This is a genomic window from Mesobacillus maritimus (genome assembly GCF_044803185.1).
In the GTDB taxonomy this organism is placed as follows: Bacteria; Bacillota; Bacilli; order Bacillales; family Cytobacillaceae; genus Mesobacillus_B; species Mesobacillus_B maritimus_B.
Genome location: NZ_CP085225.1, coordinates 4,119,955 through 4,140,585 on the forward strand (window position 1 = coordinate 4,119,955; position 20,631 = coordinate 4,140,585).

General features: G+C 39.6%; 24 protein-coding genes and 1 pseudogene. 4 read left to right on the forward strand and 21 right to left on the reverse strand.

From position 1 onward, the window contains the following. Nucleotides 1–10: 10 nt before the first annotated feature. Genes spoIIIAD through spoIIIAA form a run of 4 tightly spaced genes read right to left on the reverse strand, consistent with a single transcriptional unit; the run spans nucleotide 11 to nucleotide 2,080 of the window. A complete protein-coding gene (gene spoIIIAD / locus LG336_RS19960; protein ID WP_404333236.1) occupies nucleotides 11–391 on the reverse strand; it encodes a stage III sporulation protein AD in 381 nt (126 codons plus the stop codon). Nucleotides 392–414: 23 nt separating this feature from the next. Continuing rightward, the gene (gene spoIIIAC, locus LG336_RS19965) at nucleotides 415–621 is read right to left on the reverse strand and encodes a stage III sporulation protein AC (protein WP_404329232.1); all 207 of its coding nucleotides are present in this window, start codon (nucleotides 619–621) and stop codon (nucleotides 415–417) included. 19 nt (nucleotides 622–640) lie between these two features. Beyond that, the gene (gene spoIIIAB, locus LG336_RS19970; RefSeq protein WP_404329233.1) at nucleotides 641–1,156 is read right to left on the reverse strand and encodes a stage III sporulation protein SpoIIIAB; all 516 of its coding nucleotides are present in this window, start codon (nucleotides 1,154–1,156) and stop codon (nucleotides 641–643) included. Next, nucleotides 1,157–2,080: a stage III sporulation protein AA gene (spoIIIAA, locus tag LG336_RS19975; protein WP_404329234.1), complete on the reverse strand. Its 924-nt coding sequence runs from the start codon at nucleotides 2,078–2,080 to the stop codon at nucleotides 1,157–1,159. A gap of 173 nt (nucleotides 2,081–2,253) precedes the next feature. Here spoIIIAA and LG336_RS19980 point away from each other — a divergent pair, with 173 nt between their 5' ends. Then, nucleotides 2,254–2,412, forward strand: a complete 159-nt coding sequence (locus LG336_RS19980) for a hypothetical protein (protein WP_404329235.1) — start codon at nucleotides 2,254–2,256, stop codon at nucleotides 2,410–2,412. Nucleotides 2,413–2,448: 36 nt separating this feature from the next. Here LG336_RS19980 and LG336_RS19985 read toward each other — a convergent pair whose 3' ends face one another. The 7 genes from LG336_RS19985 to LG336_RS20015 are packed head-to-tail and all read right to left on the reverse strand — an operon-like array spanning nucleotide 2,449 to nucleotide 8,374. After that, complete coding sequence (locus tag LG336_RS19985) at nucleotides 2,449–2,952, reverse strand: TlpA family protein disulfide reductase (RefSeq protein ID WP_404329236.1); 504 nt, start codon at nucleotides 2,950–2,952, stop codon at nucleotides 2,449–2,451. Nucleotides 2,953–2,964: 12 nt separating this feature from the next. Then, nucleotides 2,965–3,975 carry a hypothetical protein gene (locus LG336_RS19990; protein WP_404329237.1) on the reverse strand — a complete coding sequence of 337 codons (1,011 nt, stop codon included), beginning with the start codon at nucleotides 3,973–3,975 and terminating at the stop codon, nucleotides 2,965–2,967. Further along, nucleotides 3,976–4,347, reverse strand: a complete 372-nt coding sequence (locus tag LG336_RS19995) for a hypothetical protein (RefSeq protein ID WP_404329238.1) — start codon at nucleotides 4,345–4,347, stop codon at nucleotides 3,976–3,978. Between the two features lie 12 nt (nucleotides 4,348–4,359). Further along, a complete protein-coding gene (locus LG336_RS20000; RefSeq protein ID WP_404329239.1) occupies nucleotides 4,360–4,875 on the reverse strand; it encodes a cytochrome c-type biogenesis protein in 516 nt (171 codons plus the stop codon). Then, nucleotides 4,876–6,858: a heme lyase CcmF/NrfE family subunit gene (locus tag LG336_RS20005; RefSeq protein ID WP_404329240.1), complete on the reverse strand. Its 1,983-nt coding sequence runs from the start codon at nucleotides 6,856–6,858 to the stop codon at nucleotides 4,876–4,878. Nucleotides 6,859–6,887: 29 nt separating this feature from the next. Continuing rightward, a complete protein-coding gene (locus tag LG336_RS20010) occupies nucleotides 6,888–7,340 on the reverse strand; it encodes a cytochrome c maturation protein CcmE (RefSeq protein ID WP_404329241.1) in 453 nt (150 codons plus the stop codon). A 14-nt stretch (nucleotides 7,341–7,354) separates the two neighbouring features. Beyond that, complete coding sequence (locus tag LG336_RS20015; RefSeq protein ID WP_404329242.1) at nucleotides 7,355–8,374, reverse strand: hypothetical protein; 1,020 nt, start codon at nucleotides 8,372–8,374, stop codon at nucleotides 7,355–7,357. 286 nt (nucleotides 8,375–8,660) lie between these two features. Between LG336_RS20015 and LG336_RS20020 the strand changes: the two genes are divergently transcribed. Then, nucleotides 8,661–9,026, forward strand: a complete 366-nt coding sequence (locus LG336_RS20020; protein WP_404329243.1) for a rhodanese-like domain-containing protein — start codon at nucleotides 8,661–8,663, stop codon at nucleotides 9,024–9,026. 50 nt (nucleotides 9,027–9,076) lie between these two features. Here the strand turns inward: LG336_RS20020 and LG336_RS20025 are convergent, their stop codons facing one another. From LG336_RS20025 to LG336_RS20045, 5 genes are all read right to left on the reverse strand, one after another. Further along, nucleotides 9,077–9,814: a c-type cytochrome gene (locus tag LG336_RS20025; RefSeq protein ID WP_404329244.1), complete on the reverse strand. Its 738-nt coding sequence runs from the start codon at nucleotides 9,812–9,814 to the stop codon at nucleotides 9,077–9,079. Between the two features lie 15 nt (nucleotides 9,815–9,829). Further along, on the reverse strand, nucleotides 9,830–10,282 hold the full coding sequence (locus LG336_RS20030) for a PCYCGC motif-containing (lipo)protein (protein ID WP_404329245.1): 453 nt from the start codon (nucleotides 10,280–10,282) through the stop codon (nucleotides 9,830–9,832). 221 nt (nucleotides 10,283–10,503) lie between these two features. Beyond that, complete coding sequence (gene efp, locus LG336_RS20035) at nucleotides 10,504–11,061, reverse strand: elongation factor P (RefSeq protein ID WP_404329246.1); 558 nt, start codon at nucleotides 11,059–11,061, stop codon at nucleotides 10,504–10,506. 23 nt (nucleotides 11,062–11,084) lie between these two features. After that, nucleotides 11,085–12,146, reverse strand: coding sequence for an aminopeptidase P family protein (locus LG336_RS20040; protein WP_404329247.1), 1,062 nt, complete (start codon nucleotides 12,144–12,146; stop codon nucleotides 11,085–11,087). Nucleotides 12,147–12,233: 87 nt separating this feature from the next. Further along, nucleotides 12,234–12,749 (reverse strand): YqhR family membrane protein, encoded by a 516-nt coding sequence (locus LG336_RS20045; RefSeq protein ID WP_404329248.1) that lies wholly within the window; start codon nucleotides 12,747–12,749, stop codon nucleotides 12,234–12,236. Nucleotides 12,750–13,038: 289 nt separating this feature from the next. Between LG336_RS20045 and LG336_RS20050 the strand changes: the two genes are divergently transcribed. Next, entirely contained in the window at nucleotides 13,039–13,422 is a 384-nt protein-coding gene (locus LG336_RS20050) for an SA1362 family protein (RefSeq protein ID WP_404329249.1), read from the forward strand. Nucleotides 13,423–13,433: 11 nt separating this feature from the next. On the opposite strand, the gene LG336_RS20055 is transcribed toward LG336_RS20050, so the two are convergent. From LG336_RS20055 to LG336_RS20075, 5 genes and pseudogenes are all read right to left on the reverse strand, one after another. Continuing rightward, entirely contained in the window at nucleotides 13,434–14,318 is an 885-nt protein-coding gene (locus tag LG336_RS20055; protein WP_404329250.1) for a patatin-like phospholipase family protein, read from the reverse strand. A gap of 87 nt (nucleotides 14,319–14,405) precedes the next feature. Beyond that, complete coding sequence (gene splB / locus LG336_RS20060; protein ID WP_404329251.1) at nucleotides 14,406–15,431, reverse strand: spore photoproduct lyase; 1,026 nt, start codon at nucleotides 15,429–15,431, stop codon at nucleotides 14,406–14,408. 106 nt (nucleotides 15,432–15,537) lie between these two features. Continuing rightward, a pseudogene (locus LG336_RS20065) lies at nucleotides 15,538–17,289 on the reverse strand (vitamin B12-dependent ribonucleotide reductase); the annotation flags it as partial. A gap of 730 nt (nucleotides 17,290–18,019) precedes the next feature. Beyond that, entirely contained in the window at nucleotides 18,020–18,811 is a 792-nt protein-coding gene (locus tag LG336_RS20070) for a ribonucleotide reductase N-terminal alpha domain-containing protein (protein WP_404329252.1), read from the reverse strand. A gap of 339 nt (nucleotides 18,812–19,150) precedes the next feature. After that, a complete protein-coding gene (locus LG336_RS20075) occupies nucleotides 19,151–19,987 on the reverse strand; it encodes a biotin/lipoate A/B protein ligase family protein (protein ID WP_404329253.1) in 837 nt (278 codons plus the stop codon). A 213-nt stretch (nucleotides 19,988–20,200) separates the two neighbouring features. Here LG336_RS20075 and LG336_RS20080 point away from each other — a divergent pair, with 213 nt between their 5' ends. Continuing rightward, the gene (locus LG336_RS20080; protein WP_404329254.1) at nucleotides 20,201–20,581 is read left to right on the forward strand and encodes a rhodanese-like domain-containing protein; all 381 of its coding nucleotides are present in this window, start codon (nucleotides 20,201–20,203) and stop codon (nucleotides 20,579–20,581) included. Nucleotides 20,582–20,631: the final 50 nt, after the last annotated feature.

Below are 20,631 nucleotides of genomic sequence, written 5' to 3' on the forward strand. Positions count from 1 at the left end.
TCCTCCCTGTTTATCCAGGGATTAACTGAATAATCGTCTCAATCATCACAGTTAAAATTGGAATGGCTGTAGCAAGGATAAGTATTTTTCCCCCTAGCTCAATTTTTGAAGCAATCGACCCTTGCCCAGCATCCTTGGTAATTTGTGCGGCAAATTCCGCGATATAAGCGATGCCAATAATTTTTAATATCGTTTCGACATAAATGAGGTTTACCTTTGCGTTTGTAGCCAGTTGCTCAATCATATTAATAATTAAATAAATCTGATCGACAAGAAAAAGGAAGATGGCACAACCCGTGAATACAATCAGTAAAAATGCAAAATTAGGCTTTTGTTCCTTTAGGATAAGGGCAAGAAAGGTAGCGACTAGAGCAACCCCAGTAATCTGTATGATTTCAATCTCTAAGCCCTCCCTTATCCTTGGAATAGAAACACAGATTTAATTTTTTCAAAGAGGTCATCTACAACTGATGCGACCATAAAAAGGATATATATAAAGCCGAATAACGTTACCCATTGGGCATATTCTTTTTTCCCCATCTGATCAAGAATCGTATGCAGAAATGCCACAACAATGCCTACACCGGCGATTTTGAAAATAATATCAACATCCAAACCCATCTCGTCTGCCCCCTAATCGTTACATCAGTAAAATAATTAGCAGTAACCCAGATAAAAAACCTAGACTTTTCACCATTTTTTCATATTTCAATTGCCGATCGTAGGCATCGCCTTCCTCTCTTTCAAGATGCGTAATGGCCAGGTTGATTTGTTTTTGCTGGGAATACTTATCATGACGCCCAAGCGTTTCCCCAAACTGCCGAAGTATTTCATACTCACCCTGTTTAAGAGCTGTCTTTTTCCATATTTTATTTAAACTTTCCTCCCATGCCTTCCTCACCGTTGTCTCTGACTCCATAAGGTTTTCAGCAAAGTATTCAAAGAGCAACGCTATAGGTTTAGATAACTGGGATGCAAGCTTTCGTGCGGCCTCATGAAGGGGAGTATGCCCGTACATAATTTCAGCCTCTAACGATTGCAGCGCAGCTTTTAGATGGCGTAATTGCTTAGGACGCTCACTTAGTTGCTTGGCTGCCTCCATGCCTGTCCAAGATGTTGCAACAATAATAAGTGCTGCTCCGATTAATTTCATCATTCAAGTCACGCTCACTTTTCGGGCGATTTCATGACCCTTTTCATTTTTAATACAAGAAATTGTACCAGGACCAAGTGATCTAGATAGTTCAACAAATCTTGTGAATATCCCCATATCAATGATTGGCTGTAACGAAGGGCGTTTCCTAATATCTGCTAACGTATTTCCGTGGGTTGTCATCATTAATTTGATGCCCGCATTAACGGCTTCCATGATGGCTGCAGCATCCTCTTCTCTTCCAATTTCATCAACAACTAAAACATCTGGACTCATAGAACGGATTAACATCATCATCCCTTCCGCTTTTGGACATGCATCGAGAACATCTACTCTCGGTCCAAAAGTTAGTTGTGGAATTCCATGTACACACCCCGCAATTTCCGATCGTTCATCAACAATCCCAACCTTCATGGGAGGGACGTTCTCCTTTTCTATCCCTGAAGATATCACCCTGGCGACATCACGAAGTAGCGTTGTTTTTCCAGTTTGTGGTGGACCGATGATAATGGTATGTTGCCATTCTTCCGTATATATGAAGGGAAGCAATTTCTCTGCTATGCCGATTTTCTCTCTAGCAATTCGGATATTAAATGATGAGATATCGCGTATTGCCTTTACCTTCCCTGCCTCAAGGATGACCTTCCCTGCTAGCCCCACCCGGTGGCCTCCAGCAATCGTGATGTAACCTCTTTTCAATTCCTCTTCAAGGGTATACATCGAAAAGTTACCTAGTTTATTTAAGAGTTGAACCCCGTCTTCGGGAGTAACAAAATAAGGTAAGAAACTTGCAAAACCTTCTGCAACGACTTCCAGAGGTCGGCCAATCCTAACTCTAATTTCTTCAACCCTATCCTCTTGAACTTGAGGAATTGCTTCCAGAGCTTCCACAATCCGTTTTGGTAAAAAAGACAGAATCTCCTGCATATCTACTCCTCCTGAATAATCCCTCTCACTACTTAAAATGTATGCTGGCTTGGACACATTATGACTTACAAGTGAGAAAGAGGAGACAATAAAAAAAATCCTTCCTATAGGGAGGATTACACAATACTTAGGAAACAAAAAAATAACGGGTAAAGGAAAAAGGAGGAATACTGATGGTAAACGATCACAAACGCTTCCAAGAAGAACAAAGAGACTTGAAAAATCGGTATATCGGAGATGACCATAACAACAAAACAAAAGGCTTAGATCCAAAATATAATAATGGTAGAGATACTGATAAGTCACCAGGGGCAACTGGTAGAGAAATCTAAAAAACGAGACCCAAGGAAATTCTTGGGTCTCGTTTTTTAAAGGTAATCTACTACTAAATTATATAAATCCTCCTTGGTTAAAGGACCTTTATAGTGTTCTCTAATAACTCCTTCTTTATCGATAACAAAGGTTTCAGGTTGTCCGGTAACACCAAACTGGTCTTTTATATCCATTTTATAATCGAATAGGTATGTGGAAGTAGTATTATGCTTTTCAATAAACTTTTTCACTCTATCCCTTGTTTCTCCTAAATCTAAAATCAACAACTTTGCCTTATCTCCATATTCCTGTTCAAAGGCTTCTAGTTCTGGTGCTTCGTCTACACATGGACCACACCAAGTTGCAAAGAAATTGATGACGACTACCTGACCCTTATAATCAGAAAGACTTTGTAAATTTCCGTCGATGTCTTCTAGTTGAAAGTCGATGGCTTTTTCACCAAGTCCAGTTGTCTCGGCCTTGTCTAAATTTAAGATAAAGTAAGTGAACGCACCAATCACAAGGAGCATAACAATGATTCGCGAAACCTTATTTTTCATCTGTTCTCCCCCTTATTCAACAAAACGGCTGAGATTTTGCTTTACCTGGACAAGGTGTTGTTTATAAGCTGATAGTTTTGCAAGGTATTCTTCCTCTTCAAGTTTGCCATCCGCATTGGTTTCTTCAAGTTCAATAATTTTGTCCATAATAGCATTCTGCCGGGCGACTAGTTGTTTAAATTCCGTTTCCTCTTTATCAAGTCCTAGCTGTTGCTCTAGTAGACGATTCTTCCATCTAAAATAGGAATAATACCCCACTCCTGCAACTAGGATGACCGCTAGAACAATCATTAAAATATGAGGATCAAACTTCTTTAGTGGCGACTGATACCACATCCGTAAATGTCCTGGGTTATGGAATTCTGGTGCGGTCCTTGTTACAGCACTAGTGCTATTCTGTTCTTTGCTTTCTTCCACCTGAACCTCGGTCTTTGATGGTGCAGCGATAGCATCAGCAACTGGTTGTGTGTCTTTAAGATACGCGAAATTAATTTCCATATCTGCACTTATATTAACGACATTATACATCCAGTAGGTTTTACTATCGATTTGCATCTGCTGGGGACCTGCTACTTCAGGCTCGGAAAATTGCAGGCTCCCTTTTCCTTCTGGAATTAAAACCTGGAGAACCTCTAGCGGATAATCAAGAGAAAACACAACAGGCACGCCAGATGGAATTTGATAGCTGTAAGAAATAATTTGCGATTCCTGCGCTGGAATCGGCAACGATGTTGTAAACCCTGTTTTTGTTACCTGCATCCCAAGGTTTTCATCTTGAACCTGTAAATCAAGTGCCCCAGTTGGAAGGGAAATGGCTAGAACACCTTCTTCTTCCACTTCCCCTTTGTAATCCTCAGTTCCAGTGTTTGAGTAGTTCGCCATATGCTGGATATTTAGAATCCCATCTTCCCCTGGGTCGACGACAATATAATGCATATCCACTTTTACCGTCTCTGTTAGAGCATTTACACTTACAAAAGGAATCAATAGTAAGGAAAACAGGAGTATTGCTACTTTTCTCATCTAGCTCTCTCCCTTTTGTTTCCGATAATTTCGTGTGGCTTCCGCTATCTCACGTTCAACCTCCGCCATTAAGTCATCGTCGATTTTTGCATTTGAAGATCGTTCTTCTTCTTTCATAATCTTCGTTACTTGGATTTCATATTGTTTTTTCAACTGATGGTAATCTGTATCTGAAAGCTTATCCATTTTATGTTCAAATTCTAGCTCATTCAAAGTAGTTAATAATACCTCTTTTGAATTGACAGGAATCTCACCCACTGCTTCATCATTGAATAACCCACTCCAAGTAAAATATGGTGCAGCTACAAGAAACAAACAGACAAGAGCAAGAATGGCTGTTAGTATCATCGAGATGATTGAAATCTCTGGCATTATGTTCACATCCTAAAGGTACTTTTTACGTTCTTCCTCGATCATGGACGAGATAATTTCTTCTTCTACCTCGTCTTTTAATGTTCCTTCCACTTCCGAAACCTCCACTTCCCCTGGTCTTCTCGTCCATTTACGAACAAGAAAGAATACACCGGTTCCTGCTCCACCTAAGGCGACAAATGGAAGTACCCACGCTGTCAGGCTAAATCCTTTCTTTTCGGGCGCACTTAGAATTTCCTCTCCTAAAGTTTGGACATAATACTCTCGGATTTCATCCTTATCCATCCCTTTATTTAACATTTCGACGAGGTCTTCCTTGAATGATTCTGTGTTCTTACACCCTGCCATATCACAGGCATAATGATCCTGGCCACACCCACAGGTACACATGAATTGTGAGGCAACTTCTTTAAACTCTGCAGACTTATAGTCGTATTCTTTGTTTACTTCCGAGGCGTTTGTTTTTAATAAAAACGATTGAAACCCAAACAAAAGAATAAGTATTCCAATAGCAAGCTTCTTATTCACTTAGGCCACCTCTTTCATAACCCCAGTGTATTTAGGCGTTACATTTTGATATCTTCCACTCCAAATAGCAAACATCGAGCCAATGACTACCATAATGCTCCCAATCCATAACCAGCTGATCATCGGGTTGATTTTAATAATAAATGTTGCTGTCCCATTCTCATCCCAAGTACTTAAAACCATATACAAATCTTCTACAATCGAACTATGCAATGCTACTTCTGTAGAAGGTTCATCCCAGTTCCCATAAAAAATTTTCTCTGGTTGGAAAGTTCCAACCCTTTTCCCATTCTTGAAAACGGTTAAATCAGCGTAAACAATATCGTTAATCCCTTCGGCACGTTGATCAAGACGCTCGTAGGTTATTCGGTAATCATTTACATCAATGGATTCTCCAATTTTAAGTGTTTTCATTGTTTCAGTATCGTAGTTTTGTGAACCAATAATCCCCATTGCGATAAACGCAATTCCTATATGAACGATGTAGCCACCATAACGCCGTCTATTTTTAATCATCAGCTTATATAATGCGATTAGCACAGGCTCTTTTGTCATCCTTCTGCGAGCCCTAACTCCTCGGTAAAATTCAAGATAATGAGTAACAAATAGGAAGATGATGACTCCATAGCCGATTACTGCCCATGCCTTCTGGATACCTAGAGTTACCATTAAAACCATTCCAATGACACTAAGGGCTGCTGGGAGTAAAAAGTTCTTTTTCAAGTTCTTTTTAGAAGAGCGTTGCCATGCGAGCAATGGACATACTGCCATTACAAACATCATCGATAAAAGGATTGGAGCTTGGACGGTATTAAAAAACGGGATTCCAACGGTAACTTTTGTTCCTCTAACTGCTTCTGAGACAAGCGGGAAAATCGTCCCCCAAAACACTGCAAATGCTGCACCAACGAGTAGTAAATTGTTAACCAAGAAACTGCTTTCTTTCGATATATAGGAAGTGAATTCGCCAGCACTCCTTTTAAGTAGTTGATAGCGACTCATAAGGATATAAAGAGCAGCCACAACAATCACAGCCATAAAAATTAAGAAGTACATTCCTAAGTTTGAATCTCCAAATGCATGAACTGAAGTCAAGACACCACTTCGGACCAGGAAAGTTCCAAATAGCGTCAACGCATAGGACAGGATAATCAACGAGATATTCCATACCTTTAACATGTTTTTCCGTTCTTGAATCATGACAGAATGTAGGAACGCAGTCGCGGTTAACCATGGCATAAAGGAAGCATTTTCGACTGGGTCCCAAGCCCAGTAACCACCCCAACCTAACTCAACATAAGCCCACTGACCACCCAGGACATTCCCTAGGGTTAAAAACAACCAAGCAATGATTGTCCATCTTCTTGTCATTTTAATCCAAAAGTCATCTACATTTTTTAGAATTAGTGCCGCCATCGCAAATGCAAACGGCACGGCAAGTCCAACATAACCTAGATACAATGTTACCGGATGGACAATCATTCCCGGGTTTTGGAGCATCGGGTTCAATCCTCTTCCTTCGGTCGGAATTGCATCAAGAAGAGCAAATGGCTTTGCAACAAAGCCAAGAATGATGAAAAAGAACAAGGTGTTTACAAGCAAAATTGCTGAAATATACGGAACCATCGGATTCCCTTTCATTTTTCGTGAAAGAACAATCATGGCTGTATACATTGTTAAAAAGAAACTCCATAGGAGCAGCGAACCTGAATTACCAGCCCATAATGCTGCTAGCTTATAACCTATTGGTAGCTCACTACTTGTATAATTACTGACATATTCATATTGAAATTGCGAGGTGCCTAAAAGATAGAGAAGGACAGCAACAGCAGTAGCTGTACAGATAAATACAGCGATGACGCCACCTTTCCCACTATTGATTAAGCTTTGTTTTTTTGTTTTTATCCCAACTACAAGGATAATGAATGAATAGATTGCTAGAGCTAGACCAATATAAATGGATGCGGTTCCTAGTAAGTACATATTGTCACCTTCTTATTGTCGTTAGCCGTTTACTCTTCACTTGAAGGTTCATTCAGCTTTTCTTTATGGAATTCAGGATCATAATTTTCCATGTCTTCACCTTCATATTTGGAAGGACATCTTGTTTGCACGGATTCAGCAATGAAACTATCCTTTTCACCTAAATATCCTTGTAAAATGGCAATAACTCCTTCTGAGAAGTTATCTGGTTTCACCCCATTATAGACAACATGTAATGTGTTGCCTTCTTCGTCCTGCACATCAAATTTCAACTCTATTTTATCTGCATCCCATTCTATCGAATCTTCAATCAGTAACCCCTCAACTGTTACAAAATCATCCTGATGTTTCTCCTGATTTTCTAGAAGTTCTTTTAAAGGAAGTTCTACCCCACTTGAAGCTGGTGTAGCAGCCATTAACAGAATCAAAATCGCAGCAGCTATTGCCAGACCAGCCATCGTCATAATTGTGTTTTTCTTCATTCCATTCACCCTCTTTATATTAGTTTTTTCATTTTTTCCTCATAGGTCTTTTCATCAATCTTCCCATTCATAAGCTTATTTCTTAGTTGTTTCTTTTCATCATTGAGATTTTTTACTGGGGTTCTAGAGGTTGGCCCCCTTTTCTTGCTAGAGTTACTGTAATGTTTTTGATTGGAGTTTGATTTGGTCCCTTTAATTCCAAAAAAGACAAAAGCTCCTGCAATGATGATTGAGATGCCTATAATTATCGCACCCGCAATCCCAATGATTGGTTGTTGACCAGTTATTGATGAATTAGTTGCCGTTGTTCCACTATTGTTGTCATCTTCAGGAGGTAATTTACTGATAATCGATAGAGTAGACTCATTTCCCTCTTTTTGATAGGAAGTAGCATATTGAACAGCTTCTCCCTTTTTCACGTCCGTATATTGGTAAAAGTGAAGTTCTTGTCCATAATCAGTAGCTGAAACATTTTGTGCAGTTGGTTCAAGGCTAAAATTTTTAGAATTCAGCGGATTATAGAAAACCACATCTAGTTTTTCAACATTCGCTTCAGGTGTGAACTGAAAATCAAAATTCTTCTCTTCCCCTTTTGCTGATATTGGGTTTGAATAATACTCAATTACGAATTCATAGGTAGCATCTTTCTTTATCGTTTCTGTTGGCTCCCATGTTAAGGTTTCATTTTCCTTGTTTAGTTTATAAGGCCTTTGCACTTCCGACTGTTTTCCAGCAGGAAACTCGGCAACAAGGTATACTTTAAATTCCTTATCGTCTAATGGGACCGGGAATTCAAGTTCTCCTTTAAAATCCTGGCCACTTTTATTCGTAATTGTTCCGTAGTAAGCATTTAATAAACTTGGCTTTTCTTCTGGCCAGCCTTCCGGGTAATCAAACTCCGGCATTACCTGAATACTTAATTCAGAGTAAGGGAAGTCCTCTGCAATAAATTTATCTTCCGCCTGTACATTGTTAGAAATAAAGCCTCCACTAATAAATACTGCCATAATGGTTGCCAGCCACTTTTTAACCATGATGATCCTCCTTATATACACTTTTTCCTATAAATACTCTTCTGCTAATTTTTACTATAGACGGATATCCCCTATTAGCGCTTGTTTAGTTTTGAACATTTTGTTACCCCAAAGGATTCTTAAATTATTTGTCATAAATTCCACAAAAAGTGGTCAAATTTACTAAATAAATAACATCCAAACAGTGTTTTCTCATTGATAAACAATCGCCATAGAATCTCCATATTCTTTTAGTCATGAATAAGGTAAAATACCTATAGACGTATCAACAGGAGGCTATAAGATAATGAAAAAATATATCGCTTTATTCCTAGTCTTAATCGTTTCTCTAACTGGGTGCATGAGTGGAACATATCAAGATGTATCTGTAGAGGAAGCCATAAAAATGGTCGCAAATGGTGAAGTACATGTGATCGACGTCCGAACACCGGAGGAATTCTCGACTGGGCATATCCCTGATGCAGAGCTAATCCCACTTCAAGTAATTGAAGGAATGCTTGATGAGTTGGATAAGGAGGAAAGCTACTTAATTGTTTGCAGAAGCGGCAACCGTTCCTCAGAGGCTAGTGCTATCCTTGCAGAAAACGGATTTACTAGCATTTATAATATGACCGGTGGTATGAATCAATGGAACGGTGAAGTCCAGAATTAGTATTTAACCCTTGTACGTGGCATAAGCTAGACTAAAAAAAGAGCAATCCATTAGCTGGATTGCTCTTCTTCATTCCTACTATTTTCTTCTCCCTGTACCGGGTGTTGGTGTTTATCCTCATTAGGGTTGTATTTAAACCCTAATTCTTTACGAATATAGGAAACAATATCGGTGATTTGCTGTTCGCTTAGCTGTCTAACACCACTTAGCCCTTTCAATGATGGACCCATCCGTGTTTCCTCACGTCCATTGGCGGCTGAAATCCAAATTTGTTCATCTGTTGTGTGTCTTTGAAAATCAGGATTACCTAGGGCAATAGCTGTTCCGTTCAGCCCACTTCCAGTTATACCATGACAGTTTGCGCAGTATAAATCATATAGTTTTCCTCCATTTAATGGGTCTCCATCAAACGCAGTCGGCGCTTCTAACTTTAGTGTCTCAGTTTGCCAGCTCCGTATAAAAGAAACAAGCTGATTGATTTCGGTTTCAGATAGAATTGAGCCATATTCTGGCATCCTAGCCTCAAATCTGCCATCCTTAATCTGATTATAAAGGTCTCCATCTGCATAGGTATTTAAAAAATGTTGATTATTAAGGGCTGTACCCGGCAATTCCCCCTCCCCTTTCCCATTTTCACCATGACAGGCTAGACAAAGTTGATTATAAAGCTTTTCACCGTTTTCAATGAAAGCTTGTTCTTCCTTAGATGGCTTGTCAAAATTCAGTCCAATCATAAGTACTATAATGAAAAGGACTATTGCCCCGAAAGCTACTAATGTTTTTTTCATCCTTGTCAGCATCCTCTATAGCGGAGCAGGTGTTGGTGTTGGTACTCCGTAATTTTCATATTTCTTAGTTATTAATCGATATATTTCCTTCATATCTTTTCCGTCCTTATTCATTTCAACCGCCTCCCGGGCGATTTCTACACAAATGTCTCAGGCTATTCCATGAGGATCCCATTCATTTACACTATTGTCTGGACCCATTTCTTTCACAAAGCATTCCAAATTATTCATGTGTCCCGCTGATTCATTACAATTACAATAGCATGGAACAGATGCAAGGACTTCTGGATAGTTTGCGGCCATCAAGTAGGTCTCCTGAACAATCGGCGAAGAATTTATCACATAATCTGGCATCGATGTATGCTTAGAATCTAGTACCAATTGAGTTTCTTCATTTCCTGAACTACAACCTGTTGCTATACCTATTGTTAAAATTCCTGTAAAAACAAGAGCTGCAAGGCGTTTCAAGTTAAATTCACCCCTCTAAAAAGTGATAATCTATCATGTTTATATTAGCAAATAACTCCTACCTTCATAGGGGATAAATATTACTATTTCGTGAAACAGGATTAGCTTGTCACAAAATAATGCACAATCCCTTATTTTAGCAATATATACTAGTGGCTAGGCATTAAAGCGGCCGAAGAAAGAAAAAACCTGCTTCACATTATGTGAGCAGGTCCTTTTGGTTAAGCACGTGAAACATATGAACTATCTGTTGTGTTGATGATTAAACGGTCTCCCTGATTTACAAAGAATGGAACGTTAACCGTTAAGCCTGTTTCAAGAGTAGCAGGTTTTGTACCACCAGAAGCAGTATCACCTTTTATACCTGGCTCTGTCTCAGTAACTTCGAGTTCCACTGTATTTGGAAGCTCAACCCCTAGAGTCTCCCCGTGATACATCATAATTTGAACTTCCATGTTTTCTTTTAGGAATTTCAATTCATATTCAATAGCCGATGCAGGTAATTCAATTTGCTCGTATGATTCATTGTCCATGAATACATGTTGGTCGCCACTTGCATAAAGATACTGCATTCTGCGGTTATCAATTTGCGCTTTACCAACTTTTTCACCTGCACGAAATGTCTTTTCTTGAACTGCACCAGTACGAAGATTGCGTAGCTTAGAACGTACAAATGCAGCGCCTTTTCCTGGCTTAACATGTTGGAAATCCATAACACGCCAAATGCCATTGTCTACTTCAATTGTTAAACCTGTGCGAAAATCATTAACTGAAATCATAAAATAAATCCTCCTAGCCTTTATTAAAGAATGATTAGCTCTTTAGGTGAATGGGTTAGCCTTTCATTATGGGTCTCTGTGAGGATGATATCGTCCTCTATTCTTACACCGCCAAGGCCAGGTATGTATATTCCAGGTTCAACTGTTACAGCCATTCCCTTTTCCAGCACAATATCTGATTTCACAGATAAACCAGGACCTTCATGAACCTCTAGTCCAATGCCATGTCCTGTGGAATGACCAAAATATTCCCCATATCCTTTTTCGGTAATATAGTCTCTTGTCAATGCATCCGCTTCTTTTCCAGTTAGTCCTGGTTTAATCCCATTAACTCCACGCAGTTGAGCTTCCAGAACAATCTCATAAATTTCTTTAAGCTTATCTGTTGGCTGTCCTACAGCAATTGTTCTCGTAATATCCGAAACGTACCCTTTATAATAAGCCCCAAAATCTAGGGTTACAAAATCGCCTGTTTCAATTACTTTATCACTTGCTACTCCGTGAGGGAGGGCCGAACGATAACCCGAAGCAACGATGATATCAAAAGAAGAGGAACTAGCTCCCAAAGATCTCATAAAGAACTCTAATTCATTCGACACTTGCAATTCTGTTTTCCCAGGACGAATGAAATCGAGAATATGCTTAAACGCAGCATCAGCGATGCCTGCTGCTTCCTTTAATATCTTAATCTCTGTCCCATCCTTTATCAAGCGTAACTTTTCAATTTCACCTGAAACAGGAATAAGTTCAGCTTCAATTTCCTTTTCAAACACCTTGTAAGCGGAAAATGTGACATGGTCTTCCTCAAATCCAATCTTTTTCAAGCCTAAATCTTTAACTTGCAAGGCCACTTCTGCTGCGATGCTCCCACTCTGCTTCACTACTTCGTACCCTGTACACTGTTTTTCTGCCTGCTCCGTATAGCGGAAGTCGGTAATAAAGAGCCCTTTTTCCGCCGTAATTAACACAGCACCTGCTGTACCAGTAAATCCAGTCATATATCTACGGTTGTAGTTACTAGTGAGTAGTAACCCGTCTAACCCCAATTCTTCTATCCGCTTTTGAATTTTTTGTAATTTCACCATTATGTATCCCCTCTCCTCACACTTCAAAAAAGAATGTTCATTAAGAACATTCTACCATAACTATTTTCGTTCCCACTACCTCTAGAATTATGCGGGGCTTTCCTTTGGTTTTTCGTCACTCGCATTCCGTTCAGCTTCTTCAAATGAAATGGAGTAGCCTATAAAAACTCCATACAAAATATAAATACAACCCGTGGTAATCAATGTATTTCTTGATAACTTCCAAAATGAATCAATACCTGGAAAAATTGGATTTAGTACATAAAAGACAAGTAGGAATAGTCCAGCACCATAAAGCAAGCCAACCCAAAGATTATTGAACCTTCTTAATAGCGCATAATAAATTAAGGATGCCCCAATCGATAAAACTCCAATGACTACAATAGAAAATATAGTGCCAATCCAACCTTTTTTCCAATCACCAAGAGCCCATGGCTCAAGAATTAAATTTGGACGCACATCTGTAAAGTTAAATACGTAAGCGAGTAATGCGATGGAACTCCATAAGATACCCCCAAATAAACCTGTTATTACTACCATAGTAATAAAGGACATGGGCTTTTCATGTTTATTTTGTTCAAGTCGCTTTTGATCTTCTGCCATTACTAGCACCTCCGTTTGTTATTATGCCCATCACTCCTTATTCCTTACATTGTTTTCCCAGATATTTTGCGTTGTGGACAATCAATTAGACTAGAGAATTAAGCTTTTATTTGGTAAAATATAGATAGGATGAATATAGTTAACATTTGATAAAAATTTAATTTTCACAAATAATTTCTTTACCCGAATATCAGGCAGGAAAATATCGGGAGACTGAAGAAATTGTATAAAAATAATTATTCGACCAAGTTTAAAAGTGAAAAAAAATGCTCATGATGCTTTTAGGGAGGTGGCTTTTTTGAAAAATCAAACTTCATTTTATATAATCTTGGGTTTAATAGTCTTGGCAGCAATTGGAATCATTTCAAAGCTCGTTTCAGACCCAGGTGGTTTTATTAAAATGATTGCAGGGATGGCATTAATTGTCGGAGTAATCTATTTCTTATTTAGACGATTTTCACAAGCTAGCCCTTCACAGAACCATGAGCAAAGGGCATTTAAAAAAGCAGCTAAACGTTCAAAGAAACGCTTTCAAACTAAGGAGCAATCAACTCCTTCTAAACGTCCGTCAATCGGATCACTTTCAGCTGCAAGAAAAAAAAGAAAAGATACCTCGCACCTAACCGTAATCGAAGGAAAAAAAGGAAAGAAAAAAAATCGGGCCTCGTTTTGAGTCCGATTTTTTTAATACCCCCAGCTCTTAAGAAACCGATTCGCATTATTCCATCCTACCTGTATTAACGCCTGCTTTTTTTCGTCAGTTAATTCAAACTCCGTTGTCAAAATTCCATCCGTTGGAATAAAGATAATGTTCCTCTCGTGCTTTCGTGATATATATCTGGCATCATGTGCATCTTTCATTGTTTCAAACAACGCCTCAAACATATGAATAGCGTTGTTAATTTTATGACGAGGATGTTCACTTAAATGATGACTAAGTTTCACACCAAGTACCGGCCTTACCTTTTTTACATTCTCTTTATCAAACAACCACATTGGGAAATTGCTTAGGACACCACCGTCCACAATGACAATTGAACCTTGATAATCTTTGATTTTAACCGGTTCAAAGAAGAAAGGGAGGCTACAACTCATCCTAATTGCTTTCGCGATTGGAAAAGAATGTGGATTAATGCCATACTTCGGTAAATCATCGGGTATGACCATCATCGTGCCATTGGTTAAGTCTGAAGCAATAACTCGCAAACTTTCAGGAGGAAGATCCCCAAATCTTCTTAACCCTTTAGCAGCAAGCTTTTCCTCAAGCCAGCGTTCTAACTCTTTCCCTTTGTACAGCCCCAATCTCCAATAGATAAACAACCATTTTGCTAACGCGGATGGAAGAAAGGTATTCCGGGAATCCAAAAAAGACTTCAATTCTAATTCATCAACTAGCTGGGCCATCTCTTTACTCGTATAACCCGCGGCAATAAATGCAGCCACGATGGAGCCCGCACTCGTACCTGCAACCCGTTTAAAACGTAATCCCTTTTCCTCAACTGCTTGACAAGCCCCAATAAGAGAGAACGCCTTAATTCCTCCCCCTGAAAAAACACCGTCTATATACATACAAGTCCACTCCAATCAGTAACTTGCTTGATACATTTTTAATCGACTTGTGTGTAAAATAGTACGGCGTACAAGCAAAAATTTCTATTAAGTGAAATATTGAATTTCTGCTTTTGGGAAGAAATGATGGATTGATTCTCGAATGGACGTCTCCATTTCCTTGGCTTCATCGGTTTGGTACACATATTTACCAATTCCGTAACGACCCCATTTATATTTTCGTTTTTCTTCATCCATTTCCAATTTAGTTTTTGGGTAACGCTTCATAATCACTTTCTTCGCTGGCTTGGTAAAACGATGTTGAATCAGTTCAAACGTTAAGTTCTCTAAGTCGATACCTTCTAACGAATGATGAAGGCGCTCAAACAATTCATGATATCCTTCCTCCCACCCTTCATGCCGGTAGATGGGTGCAACGATAAAACCGAGCGGATATCCTGCGCCTGCCACCTTCCTTGCGGCCTCTAAGCGTTCGTCGAAAGAGGAGGTGCCGGGTTCAAAGTGTTTTATGACATATCTGGAATTGATGCTAAACCGAAAACGGGTTTTTCCATTATGTTTAGCATCAAGTAAATGGTCGACATGATGAAATTTAGTTACGAATCGGAGTTGACCATATTCTTTATCAGCAAAATACTCGATTGTTTTCTTTAGAGAATGAGTCAAATGATCAATTCCAACGATATCAGATGTACATGCGGCTTCAAACCTTGTGATTTCAGGCTTTCTTTCCTCCATATACTTTTCAGCTTGTTCGAAAATTTCATCAAGATTAACATACGTCCGTATATAAGGCTTACTGCCTAGGGTTGTTTGCAGGTAACAATAATGGCAATGTCCCATACAACCGGTTGCTAGGGGAATTGCATATTCTGCCGATGGTTTGGAGGTATCAAACTTAAGCGTCTTCCTTATCCCTACAACGAGAGTAGATTTTGCATTTCGATATTGTTGCAGTTCATTGTCCCCAGGTATTCCTCTAACTTGGTTGTGAGATGTGGTTTCCCTTATTTCTAACCCCATCTTTTCAAACTTCTCCTTTAACTCTCGACCGAGAGGATATTCTAACGCCCGTGGTTCAATATATACTAGCTGTGGTTTAAATGGCTCCATGTTTCTTTATCCCTCATTTCTCCGTTCTTCTGTACAGTTAGTATGAGCTAGAAATGAGAAAAGAGGATGGAAAATTATTTCCATCCTCTAGGTTTAGATTATTTTTTTATAGGCCACATTTTAACTGGGCGTTACAGTTTGTACATGTATTACAGCCACCAATACCTTTAACTTCCCCTTTTCGGCAAACAGGGCATGTATCCCCTACCTCTGAGCCGATTGTAACATTTGTCGAGCGAAGTTCGTTAATGGTATCTACTAGTACGACATGCTGTTTTGATCTTTCTTTCTTTTCTACCTTATCTTCCTCAAAGCTATTTTCTTCAGCTTTTAAGGTTAGGACCTGCGAATCACGGGAACCGTCAACATAGACTGTTCCTCCCTTTGCTCCCCCTTTATAAAGGCGCTCGTACACTTTTTCAACCTGTTCAACACTGTACCCTTTTGGTGCGTTAACGGTTTTACTAATGGAGCTGTCAATCCAACGCTGAATAATACATTGAACATCCGCGTGGGCTTCTGGAGCTAATTCCATTGCCGCAACAAACCAGTTTGGCAGATTCTCTGCATCAGCTTCTGGATTTGCATCTAGGTATTCCTGAACGATATCTGCTTTAACTTCAATAAATTTACCAAGACGGCCGCTTCGGAAGTAAGAGAAAGAGAAGTACGGCTCAAGTCCTGTAGAGACGCCAACCATTGTCCCAGTGGATCCCGTCGGAGCAACAGTTAGCAAATGTGAATTACGAATTCCATTTTCAAGTATGGATTTACGTACATCTTCAGGCATTTTTTTCATAAATCCTGTGTTGATGAACGCGTTCCTTAAACGATTTGTATCTTCAGCAGTTTCCCCATCCAAGAACGGGAAGCTACCCTTTTCTTTTGCAAGCTCAACAGAAGCACGATAAGCAGTTGTTGCAATGGTTTCAAAAACCTTATCAACAAGTTCATTTCCTTTTTCTGAACCATATTCTGTTTCACAGTAGATGAGAAGATCGTGAAGTCCCATAACACCAAGACCAACTCGACGCTCACCAAGAGCTTGCTTTTTATTTTCAGCTAGGAAGTATGGAGTGGCATCGATGACATTATCCTGCATCCTTACTCCTACTTCTACTGTGCGTTTTAACTTCTCAAAGTTAACAGTCTTTGTTTCCTTATCAGCCATTTCCGCAAGGTTAACCGCTGCAAGGTTACACACACTGTATGGTGCAAGGGGTTGCTCCCCACAAGGGTTAGTTGCTACAACCTTTTGACCATAAGCTTGGGCATTGGTCATGTCATTGGCATTGTCGATAAAGAAAATGCCTGGTTCTGCGGAGTATGTCGCACAGATATTAACAAGATTCCAAAGCTCTTTTGCTTTGATTTTCTTATATGTGCGCACCTTATATCCGAGCTTTTCCCATTCGCGTACATCGCCTACTTTATGCCATTCTTCATTGTAGATTTTCATCGTTTCAGCATCGTAGGACTCAACATCTGGAAAGCGCAATTCGAATTCCGCATCGTTCTCAACAGCTTCCATAAATTCCTTTGTTAACGTAATCGAGATGTTAGCACCTGTAAGGAACTCTGAATTGTGGACAGTATAATTACCGCCTGTCTCAAGCTTTTCTTCAGCTGCTCTAATAATATCTGCACTGAAACCGCCAAACCCAGGAATATTTTTATAATTAACAATCCCTTGGTACATTGCTTCTTCTTGCAATGTCAATGGAGTGAATTTTAGTTTTTCTTTCGCATGCTTTTTTATCGTTTCGTCTTGAGTATTTTCAATCAAGAAACGAAGAATTCTTGGATTTTGCATTTTAGAAATAATGAATTCAATGATGTCTGGATGCCACGTACCTACCGTTCCTTTCGGAATATTTCGCTGCGCATAAACAGCAGCCGGACTAGACTATATCATCACCCTCAGCTTGATCTGTTAGGGGTCGGGCGCTTATGAGAGTTTATTGTTGGGACTCACTCTCTAGTCGTTTAACCTTCGCCATCACCTATGCCCAATGACGCTTGGCTGCAGATTGTCCAATGCTAGCAATTTTTATAGCCGTCACGCCCACCGTTTCCAGTCACGTTGTGGCTTGCTAGCCTCTAAGGATTTTCCCGCAATTCACCCGATTTACTAATTGCTCATTGTCTGAACAATGCGGACTAGTGCACCTTTTAATCCGCTAACATTATCATTTGAGCGCCACGCTTATTGTTACTAGCTAAGCTTTTAGCCGGCTAGGTCATTTCTGCCTAGCTCTCATACTTTCATATGAGATCAGACTATATCATCAAAGAAGAATCAACTATGGTGGTACTGTATGATTGTAGTCATTAATTCTTCCTTGTCTCGTGCCCCATAAGGTTGTCTCCTACTCTTATGGTTTACTCTCACCTTAGGATCCATATCCCTTAGGTGATTTCAATAGTCGTTGAACGTTCACCTTCGTTTCCAAAGATGCTTCGCTGCTGATTGCCCAATCCATATCATTTTCGAACCATCACGCTCACTGTTACCAGTCACGTTGTGGTTGATTTGGCTCTAAGGGTGTTCCAGCAATTCACGAGATTTTAATCCCGCCATGGCGTATTTAACGGGATCCACCCTGCTCAACAAGATGTGTTAACTTGGCAATATCATCTAACCAAGATACAGATCCGGATGATTTTCCGTTTACACCCTTAGCAAGCGTATTTCGTGGTCTAAGCGTGGAACCGTTCGTTCCGACTCCGCCACCGCGGCTCATGATTTCCATGACTTGCTTTCGGTGCTCAGAAATCCCTTCACGAGAATCCTGTACAAACGGCATGACGTAACAGTTAAAATACGTTACATCCGTATCTGCTCCGGCTCCGTATAGTACTCGTCCCGCTGGGATAAAGTTCAAGCTTGATAGTTCTTGATAAAACTTCTCAAACCATTCCTTCCGCTTTTCCTCTGTTTTTTCAACTGAAGCTAAGCCCGTTGCGTTTCGTTTAGCAATCTGCTCATAGAACACTTCTAGAGGCTTCTCAATAACATCTAGTGATTTTTTTATAATTCCAGTTTTTGCTTCTTCAGGGTCATCAAGGACACCACGAAACTCTTCATCAACCAATACGGTCGCCATCTTTGATTCCCAATCGAGATCAAGGATAAATCCAAGTCCACGGGCAGGAAATTTCGGGTCTTCCTTAATCGTAAGCACGACAAAATCCCCTTTGCCTAGTGTTACCTTCTCGGTATCCTTAAACGTATAGCGATCCAGCATAACAAGGCGTGATACCCCTTTATGGGTTGTTTTCATATCAGGGGTAATTGGATGAACTTGAGGAAACAACTGGATGTCCTTGTTCAGATTTTCAATGTTAATATTCATTTTTTGGCCTAGCTCAACAGACATGTTCACATCTCCTTCTAGTAAAATTCAGAAATTCCGTCCAGTTTTACAAGGCTGATAGATTTTAGCGTTGATTCTGGATGTACTTTCGAATTACTTTATACGTTATCATATAGAAACACCCTAAATCAATATATAGTGTATATTTAATTTTCGACAACACAACATATTGATTTTAATTCTGACGAAATAGAATTTGTCAAACTTAAAATTACGTATAAGAGTGAGAGAAAAAGAGAGAAAAGACGAATTCTCCCATAAAATGATATATTTCAACAAATTTCATCACTTGCATTTTTTCCTGACAGGAAAATAAAAGATAGGAAAGCATTTCTCGCTTTCCTACCTCTTAAAATTCCATTCATCACTCTCGTATTTTGATTTTGCAAGGTTGTGGACATATTCTAATTGTTCGTCTGTAAGAGTATAAGGCTCCAATTCAATATTAAGTCCCTCTGCAAACCCTTCCTTAAAAGCAGCTTTCGCTTCCTCCATACTCACTGTGCGCCCGCTAATCTCTTTGATCGTCACTGCCTTTGTTTTGAATGCTTTTTGCATCCGTTCTTTTACCCGTTCATTTGGATATTTAAACAAACTGAAAAGCTTGTCCTCATCTAAATCAAGTAAAATGGCTCCATGCTGAAGAATAACTCCTTTTTGTCTCGTTTGCGCACTTCCTGCCACTTTCCTGCCCTCTACAACGAGCTCATACCAGCTCGGAGCATCGAAGCATACAGCAGATCGTGGACTCTTCAGGGCATTTCTTTCTTCATCTGTCCGTGGGACAGCAAAATAAGCATCCAAACCTAGCTTCTGAAATCCTCTCAAAACACCTTCTGAGATAACCCGATAGGCTTCTGTTACAGTCTGTGGCATTTCTGGATGTTCTTCTGAAACAATCACACTATATGTAAGCTCATGCTCATGGAGGACTCCTCGACCTCCTGTTGGTCGGCGGACAAAGCCAAGTTCATGCCTTTTAACGGCCTCCAAATCAATTTCTTTTTCTATTTTTTGAAAGTAACCAATCGATAAACTCGCAGGATCCCATCCATAAAATCGGATGATTGGAGGGGTTTTCCCCTCACTATGCCAATCAAGTAGCGCTTCATCGAGCGCCATATTAAAAGCAGGTGATCCATTACCTGAATCAATATATCTCCATACCTCTTTATTCATTATCTAACCCCATTTTTACTTTTCTAATTGTATATCAACGTATATGTAAAATTGGCATTTCGCACTTTCACTAGTCTATCAAAATTGTCTCACAAATCAAAGTAGAGTGCACCGTGTATACAATCGTGAAGGTTACAAATAAATTCCTTTGCCCAAATACCAAATCACTTATATAATAGAGAAGGTCTACTTAGCTCGAAAGGAGAAGGAACATTGGAAGCATTATATTTTTTACTTGCCGTAATCGGTGTGTTCATTGCTTATGCAGCTTTTAATTATTTCTATCAACGCCGGTTTTTGAAAACATTAACAGAAGAAGAATTTAAAGCAGGATATCGCAAAGCCCAATTAATTGATGTTCGTGAACCAAACGAATTCAATGCTGGTCATATTTTAGGAGCAAGAAATATCCCTGTTTCGCAGCTAAAAATGCGGATGAAGGAAATTCGACCGGACAAGCCTGTATATCTATACTGCCAGAGCGGTGCAAGAAGTGCTCGAGCAGCCCAAATGCTACACCGTAAAGGCTACCAGGAGCTCTCACATCTACAAGGCGGTTTTAAAAAATGGTCTGGTAAAATTAAAGCAAAATAATCGATCCATAAATAAACGAAGCCCCCTTGGGACAGAACCAAGGGGTTTCA

What these genes read in the sequence shown, in the direction of transcription:
- spoIIIAC (WP_404329232.1), bottom strand. Translation starts at nt 621, where the DNA reads ATGGGTTTGGATGTTGATATTATTTTCAAAATCGCCGGTGTAGGCATT.
- spoIIIAB (WP_404329233.1), bottom strand. Translation starts at nt 1,156, where the DNA reads ATGATGAAATTAATCGGAGCAGCACTTATTATTGTTGCAACATCTTGG.
- spoIIIAA (WP_404329234.1), bottom strand. Translation starts at nt 2,080, where the DNA reads ATGCAGGAGATTCTGTCTTTTTTACCAAAACGGATTGTGGAAGCTCTG.
- LG336_RS19980 (WP_404329235.1), top strand. Translation starts at nt 2,254, where the DNA reads ATGGTAAACGATCACAAACGCTTCCAAGAAGAACAAAGAGACTTGAAA.
- LG336_RS19985 (WP_404329236.1), bottom strand. Translation starts at nt 2,952, where the DNA reads ATGAAAAATAAGGTTTCGCGAATCATTGTTATGCTCCTTGTGATTGGT.
- LG336_RS19990 (WP_404329237.1), bottom strand. Translation starts at nt 3,975, where the DNA reads ATGAGAAAAGTAGCAATACTCCTGTTTTCCTTACTATTGATTCCTTTT.
- LG336_RS19995 (WP_404329238.1), bottom strand. Translation starts at nt 4,347, where the DNA reads ATGCCAGAGATTTCAATCATCTCGATGATACTAACAGCCATTCTTGCT.
- LG336_RS20005 (WP_404329240.1), bottom strand. Translation starts at nt 6,858, where the DNA reads ATGTACTTACTAGGAACCGCATCCATTTATATTGGTCTAGCTCTAGCA.
- LG336_RS20010 (WP_404329241.1), bottom strand. Translation starts at nt 7,340, where the DNA reads ATGAAGAAAAACACAATTATGACGATGGCTGGTCTGGCAATAGCTGCT.
- LG336_RS20015 (WP_404329242.1), bottom strand. Translation starts at nt 8,374, where the DNA reads ATGGTTAAAAAGTGGCTGGCAACCATTATGGCAGTATTTATTAGTGGA.
- LG336_RS20020 (WP_404329243.1), top strand. Translation starts at nt 8,661, where the DNA reads ATGAAAAAATATATCGCTTTATTCCTAGTCTTAATCGTTTCTCTAACT.
- LG336_RS20025 (WP_404329244.1), bottom strand. Translation starts at nt 9,814, where the DNA reads ATGAAAAAAACATTAGTAGCTTTCGGGGCAATAGTCCTTTTCATTATA.
- efp (WP_404329246.1), bottom strand. Translation starts at nt 11,061, where the DNA reads ATGATTTCAGTTAATGATTTTCGCACAGGTTTAACAATTGAAGTAGAC.
- LG336_RS20040 (WP_404329247.1), bottom strand. Translation starts at nt 12,146, where the DNA reads ATGGTGAAATTACAAAAAATTCAAAAGCGGATAGAAGAATTGGGGTTA.
- LG336_RS20045 (WP_404329248.1), bottom strand. Translation starts at nt 12,749, where the DNA reads ATGGCAGAAGATCAAAAGCGACTTGAACAAAATAAACATGAAAAGCCC.
- LG336_RS20055 (WP_404329250.1), bottom strand. Translation starts at nt 14,318, where the DNA reads ATGTATATAGACGGTGTTTTTTCAGGGGGAGGAATTAAGGCGTTCTCT.
- splB (WP_404329251.1), bottom strand. Translation starts at nt 15,431, where the DNA reads ATGGAGCCATTTAAACCACAGCTAGTATATATTGAACCACGGGCGTTA.
- LG336_RS20070 (WP_404329252.1), bottom strand. Translation starts at nt 18,811, where the DNA reads ATGTCTGTTGAGCTAGGCCAAAAAATGAATATTAACATTGAAAATCTG.
- LG336_RS20075 (WP_404329253.1), bottom strand. Translation starts at nt 19,987, where the DNA reads ATGAATAAAGAGGTATGGAGATATATTGATTCAGGTAATGGATCACCT.